This window comes from Oxynema mangrovii CENA135, assembly GCF_016632315.1.
GTDB lineage: Bacteria > Cyanobacteriota > Cyanobacteriia > Cyanobacteriales > Laspinemataceae > Oxynema > Oxynema aestuarii.
Map to the genome: position 1 here is coordinate 217,011 of NZ_JAEOXH010000001.1, position 25,963 is coordinate 242,973.

25 protein-coding genes are annotated in these 25,963 nt (G+C 49.6%); 15 read left to right on the forward strand and 10 right to left on the reverse strand.

Going from position 1 to position 25,963, the window contains the following annotated elements:
• Positions 1–2: 2 nt before the first annotated feature.
• Complete coding sequence (locus JJD41_RS00855; RefSeq protein ID WP_200664299.1) at positions 3–3,197, forward strand: efflux RND transporter permease subunit; 3,195 nt, start codon at positions 3–5, stop codon at positions 3,195–3,197.
• A 156-nt stretch (positions 3,198–3,353) separates the two neighbouring features.
• On the opposite strand, the gene JJD41_RS00860 is transcribed toward JJD41_RS00855, so the two are convergent.
• From JJD41_RS00860 to JJD41_RS00880, 5 genes are all read right to left on the reverse strand, one after another.
• Entirely contained in the window at positions 3,354–3,827 is a 474-nt protein-coding gene (locus tag JJD41_RS00860) for a hypothetical protein (RefSeq protein WP_200664300.1), read from the reverse strand.
• Between the two features lie 66 nt (positions 3,828–3,893).
• The gene (locus JJD41_RS00865) at positions 3,894–4,061 is read right to left on the reverse strand and encodes a hypothetical protein (protein ID WP_200664301.1); all 168 of its coding nucleotides are present in this window, start codon (positions 4,059–4,061) and stop codon (positions 3,894–3,896) included.
• A gap of 88 nt (positions 4,062–4,149) precedes the next feature.
• Entirely contained in the window at positions 4,150–5,277 is a 1,128-nt protein-coding gene (gene rnc, locus JJD41_RS25565) for a ribonuclease III (RefSeq protein WP_200664302.1), read from the reverse strand.
• A 63-nt stretch (positions 5,278–5,340) separates the two neighbouring features.
• Positions 5,341–5,694, reverse strand: a complete 354-nt coding sequence (locus tag JJD41_RS00875) for an HNH endonuclease (protein ID WP_200664303.1) — start codon at positions 5,692–5,694, stop codon at positions 5,341–5,343.
• 292 nt (positions 5,695–5,986) lie between these two features.
• Entirely contained in the window at positions 5,987–7,498 is a 1,512-nt protein-coding gene (locus JJD41_RS00880; protein WP_200664304.1) for a hydroxysqualene dehydroxylase, read from the reverse strand.
• An 863-nt stretch (positions 7,499–8,361) separates the two neighbouring features.
• Here JJD41_RS00880 and JJD41_RS00885 point away from each other — a divergent pair.
• Positions 8,362–9,903, forward strand: a complete 1,542-nt coding sequence (locus JJD41_RS00885) for a methyl-accepting chemotaxis protein (RefSeq protein ID WP_200664305.1) — start codon at positions 8,362–8,364, stop codon at positions 9,901–9,903.
• Between the two features lie 59 nt (positions 9,904–9,962).
• On the opposite strand, the gene JJD41_RS00890 is transcribed toward JJD41_RS00885, so the two are convergent.
• Both JJD41_RS00890 and JJD41_RS00895 read right to left on the reverse strand, forming a co-directional pair.
• Complete coding sequence (locus JJD41_RS00890; protein WP_200664306.1) at positions 9,963–10,313, reverse strand: histidine triad nucleotide-binding protein; 351 nt, start codon at positions 10,311–10,313, stop codon at positions 9,963–9,965.
• 178 nt (positions 10,314–10,491) lie between these two features.
• Positions 10,492–11,121 carry an NAD(P)-dependent oxidoreductase gene (locus tag JJD41_RS00895; RefSeq protein WP_200664307.1) on the reverse strand — a complete coding sequence of 210 codons (630 nt, stop codon included), beginning with the start codon at positions 11,119–11,121 and terminating at the stop codon, positions 10,492–10,494.
• Between the two features lie 288 nt (positions 11,122–11,409).
• Here JJD41_RS00895 and JJD41_RS00900 point away from each other — a divergent pair, with 288 nt between their 5' ends.
• Positions 11,410–12,204, forward strand: a complete 795-nt coding sequence (locus JJD41_RS00900; RefSeq protein WP_234488451.1) for an AraC family transcriptional regulator — start codon at positions 11,410–11,412, stop codon at positions 12,202–12,204.
• A gap of 3 nt (positions 12,205–12,207) precedes the next feature.
• Here the strand turns inward: JJD41_RS00900 and JJD41_RS00905 are convergent, their stop codons facing one another.
• Entirely contained in the window at positions 12,208–13,134 is a 927-nt protein-coding gene (locus JJD41_RS00905) for an SRPBCC family protein (RefSeq protein ID WP_200664309.1), read from the reverse strand.
• A 28-nt stretch (positions 13,135–13,162) separates the two neighbouring features.
• Here JJD41_RS00905 and JJD41_RS00910 point away from each other — a divergent pair, with 28 nt between their 5' ends.
• The 9 genes from JJD41_RS00910 to aroF all read left to right on the forward strand — a co-directional run bounded on the left by JJD41_RS00910 (position 13,163) and on the right by aroF (position 20,108).
• The gene (locus JJD41_RS00910; RefSeq protein WP_200664310.1) at positions 13,163–13,645 is read left to right on the forward strand and encodes a MarR family winged helix-turn-helix transcriptional regulator; all 483 of its coding nucleotides are present in this window, start codon (positions 13,163–13,165) and stop codon (positions 13,643–13,645) included.
• Positions 13,646–14,072: 427 nt separating this feature from the next.
• Entirely contained in the window at positions 14,073–14,591 is a 519-nt protein-coding gene (locus JJD41_RS00915) for a dihydrofolate reductase family protein (RefSeq protein WP_200664311.1), read from the forward strand.
• Positions 14,592–14,885: 294 nt separating this feature from the next.
• Positions 14,886–15,362 carry a hypothetical protein gene (locus tag JJD41_RS00920; protein ID WP_234488452.1) on the forward strand — a complete coding sequence of 159 codons (477 nt, stop codon included), beginning with the start codon at positions 14,886–14,888 and terminating at the stop codon, positions 15,360–15,362.
• A gap of 85 nt (positions 15,363–15,447) precedes the next feature.
• Positions 15,448–16,350, forward strand: a complete 903-nt coding sequence (locus tag JJD41_RS00925; RefSeq protein WP_200664312.1) for a hypothetical protein — start codon at positions 15,448–15,450, stop codon at positions 16,348–16,350.
• Between the two features lie 76 nt (positions 16,351–16,426).
• Positions 16,427–17,173, forward strand: coding sequence for a sucrose-phosphate phosphatase (locus JJD41_RS00930; RefSeq protein ID WP_200664313.1), 747 nt, complete (start codon positions 16,427–16,429; stop codon positions 17,171–17,173).
• Positions 17,174–17,395: 222 nt separating this feature from the next.
• Positions 17,396–18,028, forward strand: a complete 633-nt coding sequence (ruvA, locus tag JJD41_RS00935; protein ID WP_200664314.1) for a Holliday junction branch migration protein RuvA — start codon at positions 17,396–17,398, stop codon at positions 18,026–18,028.
• 95 nt (positions 18,029–18,123) lie between these two features.
• Positions 18,124–18,393, forward strand: coding sequence for a 30S ribosomal protein S15 (rpsO, locus tag JJD41_RS00940; RefSeq protein ID WP_200664315.1), 270 nt, complete (start codon positions 18,124–18,126; stop codon positions 18,391–18,393).
• Between the two features lie 14 nt (positions 18,394–18,407).
• A complete protein-coding gene (locus JJD41_RS00945) occupies positions 18,408–18,863 on the forward strand; it encodes a PAM68 family protein (protein ID WP_200664316.1) in 456 nt (151 codons plus the stop codon).
• Positions 18,864–19,046: 183 nt separating this feature from the next.
• Positions 19,047–20,108 (forward strand): 3-deoxy-7-phosphoheptulonate synthase, encoded by a 1,062-nt coding sequence (aroF, locus tag JJD41_RS00950; RefSeq protein ID WP_200664317.1) that lies wholly within the window; start codon positions 19,047–19,049, stop codon positions 20,106–20,108.
• Between the two features lie 129 nt (positions 20,109–20,237).
• Here the strand turns inward: aroF and JJD41_RS00955 are convergent, their stop codons facing one another.
• Together JJD41_RS00955 and JJD41_RS00960 are read right to left on the reverse strand one after the other, a co-directional pair.
• Complete coding sequence (locus tag JJD41_RS00955; protein ID WP_200664318.1) at positions 20,238–21,353, reverse strand: ATPase, T2SS/T4P/T4SS family; 1,116 nt, start codon at positions 21,351–21,353, stop codon at positions 20,238–20,240.
• Between the two features lie 741 nt (positions 21,354–22,094).
• Positions 22,095–22,265, reverse strand: coding sequence for a hypothetical protein (locus JJD41_RS00960; RefSeq protein WP_234488453.1), 171 nt, complete (start codon positions 22,263–22,265; stop codon positions 22,095–22,097).
• A gap of 441 nt (positions 22,266–22,706) precedes the next feature.
• On the opposite strand from JJD41_RS00960, the gene JJD41_RS00965 reads away from it, so the two are divergent.
• From JJD41_RS00965 to JJD41_RS00975, 3 genes are all read left to right on the forward strand, one after another.
• Positions 22,707–23,933 (forward strand): RNA-guided endonuclease InsQ/TnpB family protein, encoded by a 1,227-nt coding sequence (locus JJD41_RS00965; protein ID WP_200664320.1) that lies wholly within the window; start codon positions 22,707–22,709, stop codon positions 23,931–23,933.
• A 370-nt stretch (positions 23,934–24,303) separates the two neighbouring features.
• Positions 24,304–25,128 carry a sulfurtransferase gene (locus JJD41_RS00970; protein WP_200664321.1) on the forward strand — a complete coding sequence of 275 codons (825 nt, stop codon included), beginning with the start codon at positions 24,304–24,306 and terminating at the stop codon, positions 25,126–25,128.
• A gap of 69 nt (positions 25,129–25,197) precedes the next feature.
• A complete protein-coding gene (locus JJD41_RS00975; protein ID WP_200664322.1) occupies positions 25,198–25,947 on the forward strand; it encodes a DUF561 domain-containing protein in 750 nt (249 codons plus the stop codon).
• Positions 25,948–25,963 lie beyond the last annotated feature (16 nt).

Below are 25,963 nucleotides of genomic sequence, written 5' to 3' on the forward strand. Positions count from 1 at the left end.
CCATGTTTACCAACTTTTTCATCAAGCGTCCCGTCTTCGCGTCGGTCTGTTCGCTGTTGGTGGTCTTGATCGGACTGGTCGGCTATACCCGGCTGCCCGTCCAGGAATATCCGACCATCGATCCCCCCGTGGTCAACGTCACCACCGTCTATCCCGGGGCCAACCCCCAGGTGGTCGAGACCGACGTCACCGAAACCCTGGAAGCCGAAATTAACGGCGTCGAAGGCATTAAAACCCTCAGTTCCGTCAGTCGCGAATCGGTCAGCTCGATTACGGTGCAGTTCGACCTCGATCGCGATATCGACATTGCCGCCCAAGACGTGCGATCGCGGGTCGATCGCGCCCGGGGCAACCTCCCCGACGAAGTAGAATCGCCCATTGTCAGCAAACAATCCGGGGACGCCTCCCCGATCATGTGGTTTGCCCTCTACAGTCCCGACAGTTCCTTCTCTACCCTCGAACTGAGCGACTACGCCGATCGCTTCGTCGTCGATGCCCTCGAAACCGTCTCCGGCGTCAGTAGCGTCATCATCGGCGGCGAGCGCAAATACGCCATGCGCCTCTGGATCGACCCCAAAAAACTCGCCGCCCGTCAGCTCACCGTTCTCGACATCGAACAAGCCCTACGCCGAGAAAACGTCGAAATTCCGAGCGGGATCGTCGAAGGGGAATCGTCGGAATTTTCCGTGCGGACCCTCGGCAGACTGCAAACCCCCCCGGAATACGAAAACCTCGTCATCGCCCGTCGCGAGAACGGCACCCAAATTCGCCTCAAAGATGTCGGACGGGCCGAAATCGGCGCCGAAAGCTATCGGTCCTTCGTGCGCTTTAACGGCGATCCTGCCGTCGGGTTGGGAGTCGTTAAAATTTCCAAAGCCAACACCCTCGACGTCGCCCGAGGGGCAAAAGAGCGCATGGAACAACTCGCCAAAAGTTTTCCCTCGGGAATGAGCTACCGCTTGGCGTTCGACAGTTCCGAGTTTGTGGATTTGGCGATCGAGGAGGTCTGGTCCTCCCTATATTTGGCGATCTTCCTCGTGATCTTGGTGATCTTCTTCTTCCTGCGCGACTGGCGCGCCACGATCGTCCCGGCGGTCACGATTCCCATCTCCTTGATCGGCGCCTTCGGCGTCATGTTTTTCCTCGACTTCTCGATCAACACCCTAACCCTGTTCGCCTTAACCCTCTGTACCGGGTTGGTGGTCGATGACACGATCGTCGTCCTCGAAAACATCGTGCGCTACATCGAGGAAAAAAATATGAAACCGCTTCCCGCCGCCTTCGCCGGAGTCGGGGAAGTGGTTTTTGCCGTGATCGCGACCACGGCGGTGCTGATCGCCGTGTTTCTCCCCGTCGGCTTCTCTGCAGGCACCACCGGGCGCCTGTTTACCGAATTTGCCCTGACGATCGCCGGATCCGTCGTGATCTCCTCTTTCGTCGCCTTAACCCTCGCCCCGGCCCTGTCCGGTCGCGTTCTCAAGCAACACGGGCAAATGACCGGGGGCATTTTTCACTGGATCGAAGCGAGCTTAGATTGGATCCAAGCCGGGTACGCCTGGACTTTGCGCCGTTTGATGTCTTTGCGCTTGGTCGTGGTTCTCGGCTTTTTCGCCTCGTTAGCCCTGACCGCTTACCTGTTCGGACTCGTCCCCCAAGGCTTTCTCCCCACGGAAGATCGCGGCGCCATTTTTACGATCGTGCGCGGACCGGAAGGGGTGACCATCGATTACACCGATCGCGTGTTAGAACAGGTCGAACAGGTCTACAGCGAAGTGCCGGAAGTTCGCAGTTACTTTACCGTCGGCGCCCTCGCCCGCCAAGGCCCGGGAGAGGTCAATCAAGGATTTGCCTTCGTCCGCCTCAAAACCTGGTCCGAACGAACCGAACCGGGACAGTCGCAACAAGCCGTCATCGGCGGACTCTACCCGAAATTGGGGGCGATTACCGATGCCTTCGTCTTGCCGATCGACCCGCCCGCCTTACCGGGTCAGGGGTTCAGCCAACCCGTGCAGTTTGTGGTGCAAGGGACCGACCTACAGAAACTGGCCGATATTTCCGCCCAGGTGGCCAATCAAGCCAGACAACTGCCGCAGTTGGTGAATATCGACACGGATTTAAAACTGAATAAACCGGAGTTGACGATCGCGATCGACCGCGCCCAAGCGGCGAATTTGGGCATTTCCGTGCAGGAAATCTCCCGAACCTTGCAAATTCTGCTCGGTGGGGAAGAAATTACCAATTTCAACCGAGGCAATCGCCGTTACGAGGTCGTCGTGCAAGCGGAGGACGAATTCCGCGCCAACCCGGATGACATTCGCGATTTTTACATTCGCACTCAAACCGGGCAACTGGTTCCCCTCAGTAGCGTGGTGACCGTGACCCCGAGTACGACACCCCCGGCGATTAACCATTACAATCGCTTCCGGGCGGCGACGATCGAAGGGAGTCCGGCCCCCAATGTCAGCTTGGGGGAAGCCCTGACGGCGTTGCAGCAGGTGGCGGACGAGATCGTTCCGGAAGACATGCGAACGGCGTTAAAAGGAACGTCGTTGGAGTTTAAAGAAGCAGGTCAGGCGACGTTTTTTATCTTTGGATTGGCGTTGGCGTTTATTTTTTTGGTACTGGCGGCCCAGTTCGAGAGTTATATCGATCCGTTGATTATTTTATTGGCGGTTCCCCTGTCGTTGTTGGGGGCATTGGTGGCCTTGCTGTTGGCAAAAATTGAGCTGAATGTTTACAGTCAGATCGGCTTAATTATGTTGATCGGATTGTCTACGAAAAACTCGATTTTGATTGTGGAGTTTGCCAACCAACGACGGGAGGAAGGGTTATCGATTGTTAAGGCGGCGTTAGAGGCGGGGAAAGTTCGTTTTCGCCCGATTTTGATGACGGCGTTTTCGACGATTTTCGGCTTGATGCCTCTGGCGTTTGCCAGTGGCGCCGGGGCCGCCAGTCGGTCGGCGATCGGGATGTCGGTGGTCGGCGGGATGTTGGTGTCTACGCTGTTGAGTTTGTACATGGTTCCGGTGTTCTACACGATCGCCATGAAAGCGCAATATCGCATCAGTCACCGGGGTCACAAGGAACAAGAAGATCTTTACATCACCGAAGTATTGGGAGAGACCCCGACTGAAGCGTTACACGGGTACGACGGCGGACGAGATCCGTCGAGTCGGGAACCGTCGGAGATTCCTTAAAAAGCCGATCGAGGGGGAATCAAAAAGACTGCAAATACTACAATACCCGGCAGAGATGCCGGGTATTTTTTGAAGAAAGACGCGAGAGTCCGTTCACTGAGATCGACGACTGGGGAATCGGATTCCAAGTTCCCGATCCGGTGACGGGGTTCTGGGTCAATCGATTTGAGATTGAAAATTGCCTAAATGAGGCGATCGCCGGATCTTTTGGCGATCGAGTCCGGCTTTAATCCAAGTCATACATTCATATTCGGATTCAAACAGTTTGGGGGCGGCAATGTTGTTTAAATTATCGGGTTTGTAGTGATCGTAATAGTATTGGCGACCCACTTGATGGATGATAATCAAATCGTAGTGATAGGTGTAGCGGGATTTAAACAAGTCGAAACGGTCGAGAACGTCGGAATTTTCTTCTAAATGTTCTCGGGCAATTTCGATCGTTTCTTCTAGATTACTCGAATACATTCCGGCGGGATTGTCGGCTTTGTGAAACTCGCCTTTATGTCCGAGGGCGGAGAGGAGTTTGTAGGAGTAAATGTTTTCTCCGTTGACGCGATCGAAACAGTAGGGAATGATGAGATGTCCGCAATACGCGACGGATTTTTCGTAGAGTAAGCGGTTATTTTTCATTTTAGATTTTAGATTTAGATTGGGGGAATTTTAAAAATTTTGGGCGTTCGACCGCAACCAACGCCCCTACGGCGATCGCTCGATTTCATGTAGATGGCGCACTGATGGGGAAGTCGCGATCGCACTCCCGGTGAGTCTATCATTGTCGGTGCTACAAACGACCGGATCGGGGGGGCGATCGGGTATTGTTAAAACTAATGCTTTACCTTGACACTGATTTATAACGGTTTTCACCCGTCCTCAAGTTCTCCCTGACGATCGCCGATTGAGGGGGTCTCTCAAAAAAGTTCAAGCCTCGAATCGCACAAAAATTATCAAACGGTTATAAAACACCGACTTTTTTTAATCCATTTTCAGCCGCCCGTTTTTCCGCTTCCTTCTTAGTGCGACCCCTTCCCATTCCGTAAACTTTGCCTTGAACTTGCACTTCAGCCGTAAATTCTTTGTGATGATCCGGTCCACTTTGATCCACAATAATATATTCTGGATGACAACTAAAATGTTCGAGCGTCCATTGTTGAAAGCGGTTTTTAGAATCGACTAAAATCGGCGCGCTAATATCAGTTTGCATGTCATCAAAACTTTCCGCCGCCGCAATAAAAAGCGGTTCGATAAATTCCCAAACTGCATCCAAACCGGAATCGAGAAAATAGCCGCCGACGATCGCCTCAAACGTATCGCTCAATAAAGATTCGTTATTATACCCTTTATCTTTAATCGCGCCTTTTCCGAGGCGAATTTGTTTGCCAATTTCGAGATAATTGGCAAAATCTGCAAGTTGAACTTCATCGACTAAAGCCGATCGCAATCGCGTTAATTGTGCTTCGTTAATTTCCGGATAGCGATTGAATAAAAAGCGACTGCTGAGAAAATTTAAAACCGAATCTCCTAAAAATTCCAGCCGTTCGTTATCCTCGCCAGCGTTAGCATATTCGTTGACATAAGACCGATGAGTTAACGCCCGAATTAACAAAGAAACATCGCGAAAAATAGGTAATTTGGCCGTGTCGGGCGATCGCTCGATCGGCTGGACTTCATCGGCTAAATCCAGTAAACTCTGGCTAGAACCGCCTTCTCTCGCAAAAACAACGGTTTTCTTTCCTTGCGCTTTAAGAATCGAAAGCAATCCAGAAAAATCCCCATCTCCGGAAACGATAATAAAAATATCGGCGGATTTTTCGCCAAATGCTTCTTGAGTCGCATCGACAATCAACTGATAGTCAACGCTATTTTTACTGGTATCCGGGACGTCAACCCTTTCAAATCCCAAGCGTTCTATATATTTAGCGCGATCGCCGTTTTCTCGCTTCCAATTAGAATAAGCGCGCTGATGGGATACGGTTCCTCTTGTTTGAGCAAACTTGACTAAGTTATCCGCTAATTCAGAGGTTATTTTAATATTTTGACAATCCCAATAAATGGAAAGTAACGGTTTTTTCTTTCTAGGCATTTTTCCGATCGCGTGAGGATTTGACGATGCAAGAGAATTTTAACGATGGGAGGATCTACAAACTCAGCCCTGTTTTATCCCCAAACTATGAGCAGGTGGATAAAGACTATTTCCCCGGGCGCGGTTGCATTCCACGCAAGACAGGCGTAAATTTTCTAAAGAATTCGATCCTCCCCGACTTTTGGGGATTAAATGATCTAGGGTTAACTGCTTTTTAGGAAGGTTTTTACGACACCACCAACAACACGCGCCGTAAAGGGTCACGAGTTTATTTTTCTTATGGCGTTTGGCGTGACAGTTCACAAGGGTGACTCCTGTTTTCAGGAAGTGTTCGGCGATTTGACTCGGAAACGGGCCGTTGAAAAACAACGAGTTTTTCACCCCTCGCCCGTTGGAGCTTTTCGGCTGAATTTGCATTGTAACCGCACATTTTTTAGGAGAAGTTTCCCGCCCCACCAACGTTTTACTCGCTGGAAATGTGCAAATACAGCGCAAATTCAACAATAACTAATAAAAATTAGCAATTGTAGATCGGAATGCTTCAGGGTATATCATATTTTTAGCCAAATGTCAATTAAGGGGCGATCGCAACCCAAAGGCGTCTTAAAATAGGGTCGTTTCCCCCGCGATCTGACGGGTCAATTTCGACGATTTTAACTTCAATTCTTGCAACCATATAGGACGGGCAAAAAGCCCGCCCAAAATCGATTTAAGGCAACCAAAAATCGGGTAAATAGCTATTGGCAAACTCGCGCAGCTTTTGATTGATTTGGCGAGCGATCGCGATATGAGGTTCGTCCGCTTCTACGGGGATAATTTCCGCTTTTTGACCGCGACCGAAGCGATCGATAATTAAATTAGCTGCTTCCAATCCGGTGACGTAGGCTTTTTCTTGAGACCAAGAACCGTGACGGTTGACAATCCAATCGCCACTCATCAATAAATTGTCAAAACTGGTTTCAACTGGAAGCATATACTGATAGCTTCCCGGGGAAAAGTGGGTAACGGATTGACCTAAGCGAATGACGCTGCTGTCAATAATTTCTGCATTGCGAAATGCCGGAATACAGGTGCCGATATCTTGCTTGACTTTATCAATAATTTGGCGATCGTCTTGTACCATTAATTGATTGGCGTGGTAAAAATCGGCTTCGATAACCGTTCCCGGTTCGTCGTGATATTCGTCGTGCAAGGTGTTGAGATCGAAAAACGTCCATCCGGTGGTTTGGTCGAAACCAAAACAAGCATTAGAAGCGCGAGGAATATTAATTTTGCGATCGCACCACAAGCGAGTAGCGACGACATCAATTCCACTTAAATTCTGCAAGTTTTGAAATTCCGGACGGCTTTTCAATACGGAACTTCCGGCGACAATCTTTTTGATTCCATTAATACCGACGGCAAAAATAACCGCATCGGCATCAAATTTTTCATCGCCACAAATGACCGCATTAATTTGACCGGATTCGTCAATTTGTACGTCGGTTACGCGGCGTTGAGTGCGAATTTTTCCCCCAGCTTGTTCGATGCGATCGCACCAGGGACGAAAGATTTTTTCGCCGACGGTTCCGCGACACCAAACCACGTCAAAATTGGGCTGGTGCGCCAAAATAAAGTAGTAAAGCATTCCTAAAGCTGCCGCCGCCGAACATTGTTCGCCGGGCGCAAACAAGCCGACGAGTAACATCGGTTCAAACGCATCTCGATAGAGGCGGGCGGAGACGCCGAACTCTTTAAATAATTCGCGGGCAGTGACGCGATCGTAGCGCTGCCAAGCTTCTGAGGAATTGTCGAAATCTAATAAAGCATAGAGTAAGGGCAGGGCCGAGAGGCGATCGAGGAAAGGTAAGCGCTTGAATTGCGGGTAAAGAAAAGTCCCCAACGGGGTCGGCAAAAGTGGCTCATTTTGGAAAATAGGCGATTCAACTTCCAATCCTGCCGGGGAATATTGAGCCGATCGCGTCCACGGTGTAAACGGGTCGAGTCCTAATTGGTCGATGCGGGCGAAAATATTGCGATAGGGATACCAAAATCCGTGGATTCCGGCTTCTACCGATCGCCCGGCGGCAGTTTTCCATCCGGCGACCAAACCGCCAGGATAGGCGCCTGCTTCGAGGAGGGTGACGTCGTACCCCTGTTCTACGAGGGCGTCGGTGGCCCCCAAACCCGCCCATCCGGCGCCGACAACGACGATTTTAGGCGGTTGCAATCCATCGGTCATAGTTGTTGCTGAAATCAGTTTGATTTGAAGGTTCGGGAATGGCGATCGATGGGAATGGGCAATTGGCCCTCTCAAACTCATCGGAAACCCTCTCAAGACTTTAACGAAAATTGAGCTTGATTTAAAGCGATCGCCTTGAGTATTTCAGCGATTTTGTTAGATTTTTTGAGGGTTCAATTGGGCGATCGATTCAAAGTCGATCGAAGGTCAATTTTGTTCTATTCTAAACGAGAGCAATTGTCTGTAGGGTAAGGTGACGGTTTTATTGTCATTTCCTTTAGGTTTTTTCTATTAAGGCGATCGCCCCACCCTAGTTCTAATCTAAGTGAGAATGAGAATCAAATGACCTAACTCTGGCCGGATTCCATCGAGACCCACTTTATTAACTTTTACCCAAGATTTAATGCTTCTGACTTTAATTAGTATTGACGAACGTAAAGATATAGGCGTTATTTTCAATGTTTTTGAAGGCTTGACATATAATTAAACTCTGGCGATCGCAGACTCTTTTAAAGTGATGGAACCTCTATAAAATTAGCCTTGAAAAGGTGAAATAAAAATTAGCAATCGCGCGATCGTCTCGACCGCACCCTCGATCTACTTTGTTCGATCGCTTCTCGACTTTAACAACCGATCTAAATTATCAGTCGATTGCATCTTAATTATTAATAAAAAGCAAGGAATGTAACTATATACTACCTGCAATATAAAAAATTGTAGGTCATTCCAGATCCTCTGGAATAGAAACAAGTTAATAACTGAAAGTTTTTTGAATTTTTGAAAAATATTTACTTTTACAACACCTTGAGATCGAGATCGTCTTAAAAAGATAACTTTCAAACTTAAAAGGAGAGAAACCTCTCATGCTCGTCACATTAAATATGAGAAATCGAATGATTTTCGGTTATGCTATTCCGGTCTTAATTGCGTTGGGAGGACTGGTCGCTTTAGTTTATATTTCTGCGGATAAAGTAAAACAAGCTTTCTCTAAAGTCGAGCAAGTTCAAGAGAAAATTTTAACTGTCAATGAGATGGTTTTAGCGGCAGAGGGGATGATCGATACCAGTCGCGGCTACCTCATCAACCAAGATCCTGTTTTTTTAACGAGATACGATGAATTTGTCAAAGTTTTTGAAGAAAGTAGCAAAAAGAGCGAAGTTTTAATGCAAGAGGACGAACATAAAGAAATTGTCAACAATACGATCGCCTTAATTGAAGAATATCGGGTGTTTTCAGACCAATTAATTACCTTAGCTCGAGAGGGTAAAAAAGCCGAAGCAACTTCTTTATTTTCTACAGGACAAGGGCGCAATATTGTCGATCGAATTTACGAACTCAAAGATAAATTTGACAGCGTAAAAGTTGACTCGTTAAAACAGGAAAACACGACTTCTACAGAAACTCTAGCATCCTTAATTTTTTGGCTACTCATCGGATCTTTTGCCTTGGTTATAGTGGTGATTATTGTAGCCATTTTTATTTCTTCAGGAATCACTAAAATTGTCAAAGAAGCGACCAATGCGATCGCCTCATCTTCCCAAGAAATTGCGGCGACAATCGAGCAACAAGAACGAATTATTAACCAACAAGCGACATCGGTCAATGAAACGACAACGACGATGAATGAGTTGGGAAGTTCTTCTAAAGCGACTGCCAAACAAGCCGAATCGTCGGCAAAAAATGCTAATGAAGTTTTGAATTTAGCAGAATCTTCGGCGGAAGGAGCCAATCAAGTTTTAGATTTAGCGCAAGAGGGAACGGCTTCCGTCGGTCGGACGATGGAAGGGATGAGTCAGTTACAGAAGAAAGTAGAATCGATCGCCCAAGAAATTAGGCATTTAAGCGAACAAAATACGCAAATCAGTACGATTACTAACCTCGTGACTGATATTGCCAATCAGACGAATATGTTAGCTTTAAATGCAGCAGTTGAAGCGGTTAGAGCGGGAGAAAACGGCAAAGGATTTGGGGTGATTGCCACGGAAATTCGTAAACTTGCCGATCAAAGTAAATCTTCCGCGCAGAAAATTAATACTTTAGTGATCAATATCGAAGAAGCGATCGAATCGACAGTAATGGTGACTGAAGAAGGAACAAAAACTGTACAATATAGTATGGAGCTTTCTCAAGTGACTGCCGAAGCTTTCGCTAAAGTCACTGAAGCGATTGACAATATTATTCTTCGCAATCAAGAGATGTCGCGCAATGCGATCGAACAAGTGGTCGTCAATTCTCAACAAATTTCACTGACAACAAAACAACAGGCGATCGCCATCAATCAAGTCGTCGAAGCCATGAACACCCTCAATCAAGGCGCTGTCGAAACAGTGAGTGGGATCAACCAAACACGGATTGGCGTCCAAAAATTAAACGAAGCCGCTCAAGATTTAAATGCTTTGGTTTAAGTTGAAACAGTCGGAAGGCGATCGCGCCTTCTATGCGATCGCCGTAACCTTTGACAGCCTTAACCTGGGGGCCATTGCATCTGACGACCGCCGAGAATATGCAAGTGCAAATGATAAACCGTTTGTCCGCCATCGGCGTCGGTATTGATGACAATGCGATAGCCATTTCCGAGTCCGGCTTCTGCAGCAACTTGCTTTGCTGTTAATAATAAATGACCCAACAAATCGCGATCGTCTTCTTGAGCTTCTGAGAGGTTAACAATTGGCTTTTTCGGAATCACCAAAATATGAACGGGTGCTTGTGGGTGAATGTCGGTAAACGCCAATGCTAAATCATCTTCATAGACAATATTAGCCGGGATTTCTCGGTTGATAATCTTAGAAAAAATGGTGGGTTGGTTTTCGCTCATTGGCTATTCGTGATTCGTGAAAAAATCGCTTGCGATTCGACAAATTTAGAGATCGGAATCTTTCTGAATCCGATAGCGATCGCCGTTATCACAATCCTAAATCATTTGGAACAATAAGGCGATAGAATCTTAACCCAATTTCCCTAGACGGTTAACTCCGAAGTCGTCCGAGGCAGACTCAATAAGACAGGCTCGGGGCTTGATGAAGGTAGGTATTGTCAGCCAGTTGCTTCAGAATGAAGTCGGCAATATCGGCCCGTGAAATTTTGAGCTGGGAACTTCGATCGGTGCCGGGGAAACCGTGACGGTAGCGACCCGTGCGTTCCCCATCCAAAAAAGCACCCGGGCGCACGATTGTCCAATCTAGCTGACTCTGGCGAACGTAGTGTTCCTGTTTTTCATGGTCGGCAAATACATCCCGCAGAATCAGACCGAACATGATGTATTTCCAATAGAAGTTGAGACTCCCCCAGCTATCCCCCGCTCCCAAGGTGGACTGGCAAATCAGGCGGCGAACGCCCGTTGCTTCCATCGCTCGGATAATCTGTTGGGTTCCGCGCGATCGCACCGTCCCCGTCAGCTTTTTGCCCGAACCGAGGACACAGACCACCGCATCTTGTCCCTGGATTGCTTGTTTCACTACCGAGAACTCCATGACATCACCCCGAACCCGACTGAGTTGAGGATGCTCGATCTCGAGCCTGTGAGGATTTCGGGCAAAGGCGGTGACTAAATGTCCCTGAGTGAGAGCCTGCTCGACCACTTGACGACCGACAGTCCCTGTGGCTCCAAAAATAATCAGTTTCATGGGGTTGCCTCCTAAACGATGACATCCCTAACTTACGAAGATTACCCGGAGACCGCTTTTACGTTCTTGCGGTTCTATCGCGTTCTTGCGGTGAGTTGTGCGTTGGGGTTGAAACGCCTAGAATTGCCGAAGTATGCCCCTACTTGCATGAAGGGTAAAAGCGCCGTTGTCTCGTCGTCGATCGCTAGCCAGGGAAGGCATTTCAAACTTATGGCCAATGCGCAATCACAGCCCGCTTTGTCCCCGGACGGATCGCCGCAGAGCGCTCCATCTCTACGGACTGAGACCATGCAGCTTGAGCTTTTGCAGTTTCCTCCAGGTGAAGGCCAGGTTCACAGCAAGAGTGCACACACGTTATTTGTAAATTTAACGACTCGTCCGATCGATTATCTGCAAACTCAAGATGGCAAGACCCACACGGGGCTATATCGGCGGGGGGACTTTACCCTGACGCCAGCCGATCTGCCCTTTTTTGCTCGCTGGCAGGGAACTGAGAATTGTTTAAAGATTCAGCTTGGCGATCGCTTTCTACGTTCCGTCGCCCAGGAAACCCTGACTGGCAATCGAGATCGCCTCTCCCTCATCCCCACCTTTCAAAGCCGCAACGGACAAATAGAAGCGATCGCAACCCTCCTATTGGCAGAGTTGCAACAAAACCAGTCCGGCGATGCATTGTATTTGGACTCTTTGGCCAATGTTCTCGCAGTGCAACTGCTGCGAAATTACAGTAGTACCCTGGTTCAATTGCCCAACTACGAAGGTGGGTTACCCCCTCACCACCTGCGGCAGGTTTTGGAGTACGTTGACGCTTATCTCACCGAGGAGATTAAGCTAGCTGATTTAGCTCAACTTCTGAGCATGAGTCCCTTTCATTTCAGTCGTCTATTCAAACAATCGATGGGCATTGCACCCCACCAATACTTGATTCAACAACGAGTCGAGCGGGCCAAACGGTTGCTGAAACAAGGCGATCGCGCGATCGTCGAGATCGCCTTGGAATGTGGGTTCAACAGCCACAGCCATCTCAGCAAGCAGTTCCGGCAGGTAACGGGCATGACTCCCAATGCTTTTAGAAAAAGCTAGGCGTTAGCACAAACGGAGTGCGAGCCTCGTTTTATTGTCCTTCCGAGGGATTGTATCATCTGCCATCAGTCGAATCACCTCGACGAAATCGCGATCGGCACCGAAGGCCAAGATCGGCAACAGGATGGGCGCTAGGAAACGTGGTTTGGGAGCAAGTTCCCACCAAACCATCACCTCCGATCCAGTGCCAACCGACATTACCTTCCAGCCTCCGAGCATCGTACTGGCCGGGAAGGGAAAATCTGGGGCCTCGGCAACAAAGCGCATCGTCAGTGATTGACCTGGCTCGAATTCAATACACTTTTCCCTCCAGCACCTGCCGGATTTGTCAGTACAGCGCCGCAGGACACCAACCCCAGGGGACTTCCCCTCAAGAATCTCCGAGCTGACCAGCGACGGCATATAGTTCTGGATATCACCCATACGGGCGATCGCATCCCAGAGGGCTGCGGCAGGAGCCTCCGTACCCACAATCAAACAATGTCGATACAGGGCGGGATTTTTGGCTCGATGAGCGCGATCGATCCCCCAGATCTGCCAGCAACCCAACGCCAAAACTACCCCAGCCACGATCGCCACGACCCCTACCCCCATCGGGGACAACCAATCGGAAAAGAGCAGCAGCCCCACTACCGAACTGATGACCCAAAGAACATCAGCAACACTGGCATAGAGCGCACGCCAGGTTGCTAACCTTGGCCGTGTCGCCTGACAAACCAGATCGACGGCAAACAGCAGCAATCCGAAGCCCAGCGATCGCAAAAGCAAGCCAGCTTGGATGCCCAGTAATTTCTCGACAAAAACAGGCTCGACCAACATCAATAACCCACAGACAGCCGAAAAAACAGCATTCGCAAGCAACGCGGTACGCAGAGGACGGGTATAGTTCATAGCAACCTTCAGCCCCTTTCTTGTAAACTTAGTTGACATAAATCCAATTTAGAGCTGGTGTCTCTTTATGTCAACCAAGTTTACAAAAAGAGGAATCCTGATGGTGGATAGCCAGTCCCTGAAACTGCTGTTTGCCTCCGCCAATCTCCACGATCGATTCACCGAATATGTCGCCGCACAACTGCGCTTAAAAGGGTTTGATGACATCTCTCCTTCGATGCTTCATTTTCTCAGCGCCCTCGATTGCGGCATTAACTATGGGGCCGAGATCGCTCGCCGTTTGAAGGTATCCCGGCAAATGGTGACAAAAACAGTCAAGGAACTTTCGCGGGCGGGTTATCTGGAACAGATCGAGGGAGTAGGCAGGCAGAAGCAAATCCTATTTACCGAAAAAGGAGAGCGTCTCATTTCCACCGCCAGATCGGTATTAGCCGATCTCGATCGGGTATTTATCGAGCGCTTTAGCGAAGTGCAAGTAGCAGACATTACTGCAAGCTTAGAGGCATTGACAGATCTGTTAACAGGAATGAAAGATGAACCCGAACTATAAACAAATTCTAGCTTTGCACAATTTGAGTATGATTTAAGAGGAGATGAAGATAACTTTAGTTTTTTATGTTTTAAGTTTTCAATGAACCATCGAACAAGATCGTTAATAAATTTCGGATCGACTGATTTTTAGTGCTGTTGCCTGATTTTTAGAATTTAAATACAGCACTCGGGCGATCTGATGAGGTACAGTGCCGATCCCCCTATCCCCCCAACCCCCCTTTGAAAGGGGGGCGAAGGGGGGATTTCGGGGGGAACGAAGAAAGTAGGGGTTTGGTAACCAAACCCCTACCTGGCAAGGGGGATTTAGGGGGATCTAAATATCTTGCATAGCAGAGGAAAATGCTATATTCCAGAAACCGGGGTCTGTGGGTTAGGGTAAAAATCTGGGCGATCGCTCTATCTTGCCAATCATCTTTGATTACATTATGCGAAAAATTCGGTTATTTATTGCATCGAGCTTAGATGGTTATATTGCTCGCGAATCGGGGGCGGTGGATTGGTTATTTACCGATTACGACTATGGTTATCATCAATTTTTTGACGAAATTGATACAGTCATCATGGGGCGTAAAACCTACGACCAACTTTTTGAGTTAAGCAACTATCCCTATGTTGACAAAAAAGGATTTGTTCTATCGACGACCTTGCACGGACAACGGGATAAATATGTGGAATTTGTCGGATATAATTTAGATAATTTTGTCAAAAACCTGCATTCGAGTCCCGGTAAAGATATTTGGTTGATTGGCGGATCTGAAGTCATTCATTTATTTTTAAAACAGCACTGGGTTGATGAATTAATTTTGTCAATCCATCCTAAAATTTTGGGCAGTGGAATCCCCTTAATTGTCAACGATCCGAATTTAGAAATGGAATTAAGTTTAACCGATGTCAAAACTTTTGATTCCGGATTGGTTCAGTTGGTTTACCGTTTGGATCCCTAAAATATTATTCAATTAGATCGAAAAATCGCCCAATTTCGAGTAGGAGATCCTTAACATTAGCTTGGCGATTTTGGGGGATAAAACCGAACAAAAATGATTTTCCTCCGTCTTAAAACTCATCCATTACTCCGCCAGCGTGAGGGAGGGCGACGGTCAACAAGAATGTAAGTCTTCGAGACAGTCACCCCTCGCGCTTTTTTTGGTCGAGGGAATGAATAGTACAATTGGCAACACCGCAGTCAAACAATGCGGTAGAATTAAAACTCTACAATTTAGCATCTCAAAACAGGGTGTATGTTTGAGCTATTTTCTCAAAATAAGCGTCCGAAACTGTTGGTTTTAACGGCGGTTCTCGCCAGTGCGCTGTTGTTGGCGCTACCCGCAAGAGCGCAAATGACCGATGAAAAAATTGATGATTTTGTGGAAGCTTTGCGACGTGCCGCGCCAGATACGGGGATGACAAACGACGGACTTTATAGCGATTGGCAAATTAAACCGGAGAATATTCCCCGTTGGTCGCGGCTGTGTATCGAAGAGGAAATGACCCCGGCGCAATTTGAAGCGAACGAGACGAAAGCAAGAGCTGTTCTGGCTTGTGTGATGGGAGATATCCTCAAACAGGAATACCGAAATAGCAATGATGAAGCTCTCGCCGTGCGTCGGGCCGCCGCCTGGTGGATGAGTGGGGATCCGAATCGCTACGATACTCCAAATATTGCAGAGTATACGGAAAAAGTCTGGAATTTTTATCAAGAAGAACGGGGGCGCTGACCGTCGGACTCGCCCCGATCGCCGAATGTTGCACTCGTTGGTAAGATCTATAAAGTATCTGCCACTAAAGGGTTGAGAGGCGATCGTGTTAGAAGAAAATCGAGAACGAGCTTTGCAATTTATCGCAGGCATCGAGGCGGAAATGCTCGATGCCTCTGCTTATCAAATCGCGAACGAACTGCGTCGATATACGCGCAAATCTTACAATAATTTGCAATTTGCGATCGCCACCCTTTCACCGCAAGATTATCGCGGAAATCAGCTCGATCTCGCCGTCGATCTCAGTAGTGAAGAAATCGATCTGGCTCATTTTATTGCGTCTTTATCCGATCGCGTCGCTTTACCCGGCTTGGCGGCGGCGGTTGATTTTGCTACGGCTTGGACCGCGAAACATAGCTCGTGGAGTGGCGATTTGGGACAGGCGATCGACGATTGGCGAAAAGATAAATTTACTTCGTTTCAAGAGGCATTAAATGCCGATGCGTCTTATGTGGATCTCGCCTCTAATATTGCAGCGTTTCAAGTCGGTGAAATTCTCAATCGAAGTGACGATCGCCCGGTATCCATTGCGAAAGTAATTCGAGATTATCATCGGATTCGCTATCCGGAACACGTGCGCGATTTTATCCGGGACGAACTCGGTGGGGCGATCGAACTCAATACCCTGAGCAACCCGCAAAAAGTCGAAGCTAAAATTCGCCGCAGTATTGCCATTTTTCTCGCGTTTCTAGACATGCAGCGCCTCGGAAAAAGCCCTGACAAACCGGAGGTGATCGAACGAGCTGCTAAAACATTAGCGGCAAATTCGGGGGGTTCCCAAAACGATTTGCTCTCCAGTTCTCTTTATTTTCTGAAATATTTACTACATAAAGGTGAGTTGAATGGGGTATGTTTTAAACCCTATAAAAATCCTTTCTGGATGTTTGATTTTGCCGGATGGGGAACCGGGGAACCCGTGCGGGTCGATCGCGTCGTTCCAAGCGCTTAAGTTGTCCCACTATTGACAGGTATCGCGAAACGACGGAGAGTAAAAGTAAATTGGTTGAATTAATTAGAATCCAATCGTGAATCCCTTTCTTTTTGTGACGGATTTAGATAATACCTTTGTCGGCGACGATGCCGCATTGGCACGCTTGCAGCAAGTTTTGAGCGAACACCGTCAAACTTACGGCACGAAAATCGTCTATTCCACCGGGCGATCGCCGACCCTTTACAAGCAGCTCAAAGCCGAAAAACAACTGCTCGATCCCGATGCCTTGGTGACTTCGGTGGGAACTGAAATTTATACCGACGGGAAGGAAACCCCGGATCAAGATTGGGCCGCTATCTTGTCTCAAGGTTGGGATCGCGAGGCGATCGTTGCCGCCAGCGCCCATTTTGGAGATTTAGTCGCCCAACCGGATACGGAACAGCGACCGTTTAAAGTCAGTTATTTCTTAACTGAAGAAGCGGCGATCGAAGTGTTGCCGGGTTTCGAGTCGGCGTTGCAAGAGCGCAATTTATCGGTGAAGTTAATTTACAGTGCCGGGAAAGATTTAGATGTGTTGCCGGATAATGGAAATAAGGGACTGGCAATGCAGTTTTTAGCAAAACGTCTCGGGTTTAGTCCCGATCTCACCGTCGCTTGCGGAGATTCGGGCAATGATATTGCTTTGTTCAGTGTCGGTGACGAACGCGGGATCATTGTCGGCAATGCGAAGCCAGAATTACGGCAGTGGTACGAAGAAAATACCAGCGATTCGCTCTATTTAGCCCGCGCTGTTTGTGCGGGAGGGATTCTCGAAGGCTTGGAGCATTTTAAATTCGTGTAAAAGAAATCACTTGAGGGTGATTTTGTTTGATTTTGTTGGTCGAACTCGCCCTTTCACCCTTGAGAACTCCGCGATCGCCCGCCGTTCTTGAGGGTGTTTCTCGTCGCTTTAAAATCGGCCTGATTGCACTGCAAATATGTATTAAGGCTGATAAAATCTAAAAATCTAAAAATCTAAAAATCTAAAATCTAAAAATCTAAAATCTAAAATCTAAAATTTCCCATGATTGGTTATCTCAAAGGCGAGATCGTCGGCGTTTATAAAACGACGGGCAATCGGGTTTTTTTAACCGTCGATGTCCGTGGCGTCGGTTACGAAGTCCAAATTCCCCCCCGTTGGTTGGCGGATCTTCCGGCGGTGTCGGAATCGGTTTGCGTGTTTACTCACCTGCAAGTGCGCGAGGACCAGCTCGTCTTTTACGGATTTGCGAGTCAAGCACAACGGGATGTTTTTCGTCAGCTCGTCTCCGTGAGTGGGATCGGGTCGCAACTGGCGATCGCCCTACTCGACACCTTAGACTTGCCGGAGTTAGTCGGGGCGATCGTTTCCGCAGACACCAGCGCCCTCGTTAAAACCCCGGGAGTGGGGAAGAAAACCGCCGAACGCATTGCCTTAGAACTGAAAAGCAAACTGGCTGCGTGGCGCGAACAGGCGGGACTGAGCGTGACTTTAACCCCTCAAGTCGATCGCCAACTGCAGGAAGATTTAGAAATGACCTTATTAGCCCTCGGCTATAGCACCAGTGAAGTGAGCGAGGCGATCGCCGCGATCGCCAGCGAACCGGAACTCTCCGGCGAAACCCCCGTCGAACAGTGGCTCAAACGGGCGATCGCTTGGCTGAGCGATCGGGCCTAATCCATTGACGAAGCGCCGGGACGCCCTATTCCCCAATCCACTCCCCTATGCTATGATTGTCAATTGCTGTGTTTATACCTCGATTGACCGCAGTCATGGCACTGACCCAAAACCTCAAACAAGAGATTATTACTGGATACCAAGTCCACGAAACCGACACCGGATCGGTAGAAGTTCAAGTGGCTTTACTCACCGAGCGCATTAATCGCCTCAGCCAACATCTCAAAAGCAACAAAAAAGATCACACCTCCAGACGCGGCTTGCTCAAAATGATCGGCCAGCGCAAGCGTCTGTTAGCATACATTAACAAGAATGACAAACAGCGTTACCGCCAGCTCATCGAGCGCCTCGGTATTCGTGGTTAAACCACCCATCAGTTATGTCCTCAGAACCCCAACGCTCTCCCATTCCCTTTGAGCCGAAAAACCGCAAAAAACAGCGTCGGAAAGCGGCTAACAAAGGCTCGAACGTCGGTAAAACTGGCCGAGAACAAGCAGAAGTAGCCCGTCGGGCCTCTCCAAGTCAACGGACCATTCCCGAAGCCGTCAGCCGCCGGATGATCCGCCGCATGGTTTTCTTTTGCGGCTTGCCGACCGCCCTGGGGATTTCGAGCTTCATTCTCAGTTACTTCATCGTGACCGAGCAGTGGTTTCCCCTGCCGAACGCGGCGGTCGTCGCCGTCAGTATGGGCTTCTTTGGGATGGGAGTCTTAGGGTTGAGCTACAGTGTTTTGTCTGCCTCTTGGGATGAAAACACCCCTGGAAGTTGGCTCGGATGGAACGAATTTGTCGTTAACTTCCGGCGGATGACCCAAGCATGGCGCTCCTCGCGCTAATTTGACTCCGCACTCGGCGATCGCGCGGCGAACGGGGCGTTTGAGAAAGCCGCTCGATGATTGCCACCAACAATGGTTGTCATTGTTTTGAAACTTCACCCAATACAAAGCCGATCGCAAATCGCTTACCTTAAGTTCATAAAGAAGATTTTGTACACGAATAATCGAGCTGGGTAACTCACCATGATCATTGTCATGAAAAGTGGCGCTCCCGAGGCCGAAGTCGATCGCTTGACTGAGGAACTCAACCAAACCTGGGGACTGACGCCAGAAAAAATTGTCGGTCGTTATAAAGTCGTCATCGGCTTGGTGGGAGACACCGCCGATCTCGATCCCCTGCAACTGCAAGAAATGAGTTCGTGGATCGAACAAGTCTTGCGGGTCGAGCAGCCATTCAAACGCGCCAGTCGCGAATTTCGCCACGGCGAAGCCTCGGACGTGATCGTCAACACGCCCAATGGCCCGGTACATTTTTGCGAACATCATCCCCTCGTCGTCATTGCCGGACCGTGTTCCGTCGAGAACGAAGAGATGATCGTCGAAACTGCGCGACGAGTGAAAGCAGCCGGGGCTAAATTCTTGCGTGGAGGGGCTTACAAGCCGCGCACCTCGCCCTATTCTTTCCAAGGACACGGAGAAAGCGCCTTAGAACTGCTCGCCGCCGCCCGGGAAGAGACTGGATTGGGGATCATCACCGAATTGATGGATACGGCGGATTTAGAGGTCTTGGGTGAATTCGCCGACATCATCCAAGTGGGGGCGCGCAACATGCAAAACTTCGCCCTCCTCAAGAAAGTGGGCGCTCAGGACAAACCCGTATTTCTCAAGCGCGGGATGTCTTCGACCATTGAAGAATGGTTGATGGCGGCAGAATATATCATGGCCGCAGGTAATCCCAACGTGATTCTGTGCGAGCGGGGCATTCGTACCTACGATCGCCAGTATTGCCGCAATACGTTGGATTTATCCGTGATTCCGGTGTTGCGATCGCTGACCCACTTGCCGATCGCCATCGATCCGAGTCACGGGACCGGGTGGGCCGAGTACGTCCCGGCGATGGCGAAAGCGGCGATCGCTGCCGGAACCGACTCCCTGATGATCGAAGTTCACCCCAACCCGCAGAAAGCCTTATCTGACGGACCGCAATCCCTGACCCCCGATCGCTTCGATCGCCTCATGGAAGAACTCGCCGTCATCGGTAAAGCCGTCAACCGTTGGCCCCAACCCGAGGCCGTTCTCGCCTGATCTTCCCGATCCGGGACAACGGCTCGGGCGCCATCCTCAAAGCAAAAAACGGCAACAGTCAGATCTCGCGATCTGGCTTTTGCCGTTTTTTCGTGTTGGACTCGCCACGAACCCTCCCCGATTGTCCCCTCAATCTTTCGTTTCCAGATGCCGCAAGACATCGAGTTGGCGATCGACCTGTTTGAGCAGTTGGTCGAGAGCGGGCAGCGCTTCGAGGGGTTGATCTTCCAGTAACTTCGGATGGTTCCCCGCCTGCTTGTGCAGCTCGTCCACCTTGCGCTGCAATTGCTGGGCCAAGCGCAACGCATCCCGGCTCAAGGTCACCAATTGCTGTTGCTGGTAAAACTTCAACGCCGCCCCACGCAACACTTGCAAGGTCGCATCTTCCCCGTGGTCGCTGGGCATCACCCGTAAGCGCAACAACAGATCCGCGCCTTGATAGCGTCGTTCGATCTCGATTTGTCGCGGTTTTTCCACAGGCAATAACGGCAAGTGGGTCAGGCGTTTGAGTTCGTTAATCACCGATTGGAATAAGGACAAGTCCAACCGATCCAACACCGATTGGACGACCCCATCTTGACTCCATAAAATCCGCCCGTATTCTGCCTGACGCTCGAAATAGAGCCGACCGATCCCTCCGGTCAAGACCCGTCCCAACAACTCTTGTAACAGTTGTTTCGGCGGCAAACTGGCGATAACTTCTAACGGACTATCTAAATGGGACGCACTAATTTCTAAAACTGGAACTTCCGCATCGGGATGGGGGGGAGGTAATTTCGGCGGTTGGGGTAACGTCGGCGGTTTGGGCGGGGGAGAGGGCTTGTTGACGAGCTGTCCGAGCCGATTGAGGACGACAGCCGATTGACCGCGATGGGTGCTACTGCCCCCAGCCATTGGCGGACTGGCATGTTTGGCTTCGGGTTTGGGCGGGGATACGGAAGCTTTTTGTTCCGCACTGGTATGGGTGTGGTTGAGATACGACGTCAGTACCGAACGGTGGGTGGTGGCGTCGATTTGTTTGGGAACTAAAGAACATTTCATGTAGCCGAGCAACCGCCGGACGTAATCAAGCGCGGCTGTATCCTCTAAATCCACCATACCGAGAAGTAAACGACTTCCGTTGATGGACAAGGGTAGGACTTCGTAATAGAGGCAGGCTTCAAACGGTAGGATATTGTCGATCAATTGAAAAATGCGATCGGTATCCATAGGATTGGCCCGCTCGGTCTCAGAGTTGGATTGCATTGGCGGATTGGTAGTCGCAAACACAAGAAAGGGTGGAGCAATGGTGACACCAATGCCTCGAAGTTCCCCGATTGGCCCAGAGAGGCAATGACGAGCGAGACAAGCCCGCAGGTGTTGGCGAACCTGCCAGCGCGGGAATTAGGCTCCATGTCAAGGGCTTGACAGTAATGGGGTTGGTCATGGCGATCGCCCTGGGAGAAAGCTGGCGCTCTCTACGGAATTTCGGGTCACGATTGGATCCAGATGCACCTCAAGCCGATCTGAGGATTTTAGCCACCATCGTGGATCGATCTCATCCCGTTATCGGGCAACCCTCCCTCGCTGGGGATGAGGAATCAATTATGGCATACCTGCGTTTTGAGGCTGAGTCAGGCTCTCGAATAAAACGCCAACGGACCCCAAGGGGACAGGTTTGATAATCTCTAACGGGAGGGGTAAATTCTCCTCAGGAATCGACCCCGATCGGTTGTACGATTGCACGGTCTCATTCACAGTATTACTTATGGTTTGAGAAAATTAAAGATTTTTTCAAAAAATGTTATGCAGCGATCGCCCTCGATTTCGCTTCCAATTTCGCCCCCGATTTGACCCCCGATCGCGGGGCATTCTAGGGTATGGCATCAATTCAGCTAGATAACAGTACCAGCGAGGTAGATGGCTCCGAGAAAGTTGCTCGCCCTTTTCTTATAATGGGTTGCTATGGCTCTGTATGGTTTGAGTTTTTGGAATTTTCAAGAATTTTCAGGAATTTTCAACAATTAGATGCCGCCACTTGTACATTTCTCGATCGTAGGGTCTTTGTTCGGTTCGGTTGGTTTTCAAGGGAATAACCCCTTGGCAATCTGCTTGTTTGAGGCGATCGAGAACTCGTTGTGCTCCATCATCGGCGCGCGCGGCTAACAGGGCGCCCATGCGCTCGATCTCTTCCAACAAGACATCAGCACCTTGTCAATCGTGGGCTTGGCCAGGAGTCAGCTCGAATCGTGTGGGAGTAACCCAGGGCATCCCCAGTCAGATGAATCTTAATCGATAATTCTCCCTTGTTCCGGCCTATCGCTTCAGTTTCGCAGGGATCGTGGGTTGTTTTTTGGGCTCCGGCACGACGTTGATGGGCGCGTACAAGGCTTGAATCGAGGGAAACATATTCGTTGTCGGCATCCTCAGCTAACACCTCAAAAACCCGCTTCGCAACCCCCTTTTTAGACCCTCGGGTATGGCGGGGATGAACGACCCGAAAATCCCTTTTAACAATGGGAACGGGAATTCCCCGATTCTACCGAAGGTGAATCGGGGGATGAAAGCGACTCTTCGGCAAATCAGTTATAATCCGATCGTCTGGCTATATCGGCGATAATGTTCAAGGCGTACAAATACCGCATCTATCCAACCCACGAGCAACAAGCGACTTTAGCCAAGAGCTTTGGTTGCTGTCGTTGGTATTGGAACTATGCGTTAAATTTGTGCCAAGAGACTTATCGATCGACCGGAAAAGGTCGATCGAGGGGTTATCTTCAGGGATTATTACCTGCCCTCAAAAAGGAATACCCTTGGCTTAAAGAAGATGTCTATTCCCAATGCTTGCAAGTCGTGGCGTTGAACTTATCAACCGCTTATCGAAACTTCTTTGAGAACCGGGCAAAATTACCCCGATTCAAATCCAAGCAGGGAAGGCAATCTATCAGTTATCCTCAAAATGTTAAGGTTGAGGGAAATTACATCAAACTGCCTAAAGTTGGGTTAGTGCGTTGTCGTCAGCATCGAAGTTTTGAGGGAAAAATCAAAACTGTAACCCTCTCCAAAAATCCAGATGGTAAATATTATGCTTCAGTTTTGGTAGAGGGTAAAAAAGAACCTCCCCTTCTCTCAACTGAAGGAAAAGCCATTGGCATTGATTTAGGGCTGACCGATTTTGCGATTACCAGTGAGGGGTCGAAATATAATAATCCCAAGCATTTTAATAAACACGCGCGAAACCTCAAAAGAAAACAGCAAAAACACGCTCGAAAAAGGAAAGGCAGCAACAACCGCAATAAATCGCGGGTAAAAGTTGCCAAGATTCACGCCAAAATAAGTCGCTGTCGTGAAGATTTTCTCCACAAGCTATCCCGTAAGATAGTGAACGAAAACCAAGTGATTGTGGTCGAATCCCCCCTAACCCCCCTTAATAAGGGGGGAACTAAAGGGGGGATAGGCATGGTTCGCCATCACCAACTCGCCAAAGCGATTAGTGATGTCGGTTGGGGAATGTTTTGTACGATGTTAAAGTACAAGGCTGAATCAGAAGGAAAAGTTTATCTAGAAGTCGAGCGATTTTTTCCTTCTTCTAAAACCTGCCATGTATGTCTCAATCAAATCAAAAGCTTGTCTCTTGATGCGAGAAGCTGGACTTGCGAACATTGCCAAACCCATCATGACAGGGATATCAATGCCGCCATCAATCTCAAAAATGAAGGCTTACGGATATTAGAGTTAGGAACTCGCTCTACTGCCCTTGGAGGGGATGTAAGACGAGGTGGTAGAACTTCAGTTCTATCTAGCGCAGTCCCCAGTGAAGAGGGAAGCCGCTATTGTAATCTTTGATTCAATAGCGGTAGTTCACTTGATGACACCTGTCTCCAGCCCTCTAGCCAACGACAAAAATGGAGAGATTGACAACCTTTGAAAGCGATCGCTAGCAATCTCCCCTCTCTCTACAATCCGAGGCTTTGACTCCAAGAAACCCCGGATAATCCCCATAAAATTACTGCTAACAATCGGCTCAAACCAACCCGAGTTCATTCTAAACTATACCCTCCCCGGAGAGGGGAAAGAGCTACGCAGCCGATCGCGGTCAATCAATGTCACTCCTCAAATGTGATGGCTAGAAGTTAGGCAGATTGAAAATTGTTTTGCGAGAGTTCTACTTTAAAATGGCCCTAAGCTCAGTATTAAGGTTGGAAAAGATCGGGCTATGACGGATACAAAGTGGATTGTTTCGGTAGACTGGTTGGCGGAGCATATTGACGATCGCAATTTAGTGATTGTCGATTGTCGGTTTGCGTTAGCCGATCCGGAGTTGGGACGGCGACAGTATTTGACCGAGCATATTCCGAATGCATTTTACTTGCATCTCAATGAGGATTTGTCTTCTGCGGTGAGAGAACATGGCGGGCGTCATCCGTTGCCCGAGGTGGAGAAATTGGCAAAAACTCTCAGCGCGATCGGGATAACTTCTGGGGAAACCCAGGTGGTGGTGTACGACGATTCTCGCTTTGCGTTTGCGGCGCGTTTTTGGTGGTTGCTGCGCTATTTGGGACACGATCGCGTCGTCTTGTTAGATGGAGGTTATCGAGCTTGGGAAACGGCGGGATATCCGGTGACGGATGCCCTGCCGAATCCGACGCCCGGGGAATTTATCCCCAACGTGAGATCGCAATGGGTGGTCGATATCGAACAAGTGAGAGAACGGAAGGATTTGCCGGGGGTGGTGCTGGTGGATTCGCGCGATCGCGATCGCTACCTCGGCAAACACGAACGGATCGATCCGATCGCCGGACATATCCCCGGAGCGGCGAACTACCCGTGGCAAGAGGTCAGCGACGATCGCGGACGGATGCGATCGCGCGAGGAACTCCAACGACGCTGGCAAGAAATCGCCCACGGTCGAGAAATTATCGTCTATTGCGGCTCCGGAGTGACCGCCTGCGTCAACCTGTTCGCTTTAGAACTCGCCGGGATTTCCCACGGCCAACTTTACGCGGGTAGTTGGAGTGATTGGTGTTCCTATCAAGGTTGATGGAGAAAACTTGGTATCTGGAGCCAGTCAGTGTCAAAATTATCCACAGTCTCTTGCAGTTAAAATCTAATGACCATGCATTCCAGCCTAAAACGCGCTTTCGATCGCGCCAATGCTTTAAAAATTATTGCAGGTTTAACCAATTTTGACGCCGATCGCGTGGCTGCTGTCGTGCGCGCCGCCGATCGCGGGGGCGCCACTTTTATCGATCTCGCTGCGGATCCGGCGTTAGTCCAATTGGCCAAAAGCTTAACCGACCTGCCGATCTGCGTCTCGGCGGTCGAGGCGGCTAAATTCGTCGCTCCGGTGGAAGCCGGGGCGGACCTGATCGAAATCGGCAACTTCGATGCCTTCTACGCGCGCGGTCTGCGCTTTGAAGCCGAGGACGTGCTGCGACTGACCCGCGAAACCCGTCAGTTATTACCGGAAATCACCCTTTCCGCGACCGTTCCCCATATCCTCCCCCTCGACGAACAAGTCGAACTCGCCCAAGGGTTAGTCGAAGCTGGAGCCGACATCATCCAAACTGAAGGCGGCACCAGCAGCAGCCCGACTCATGCCGGAACCTTGGGTCTGATCGAAAAAGCGGCCCCCACCTTAGCGGCGGCGGCAGAAATTTCCCGCGCCGTTTCCGTTCCGGTGCTGTGTGCGTCGGGCTTGTCTAGCGTCACGGCGCCGATGGCGATCGCGGCGGGCGCCTCCGGGATTGGCGTCGGCTCTGCCATCAACCGCCTCGATAACGAAGTGGCGATGGTGGCGGTGGTTCGTAGCTTGGTGGAAGCGTTGGCGACGGTGAGCCGCGATCGCGTCACCCCTTAAGCTTCTCCCCCGCTAG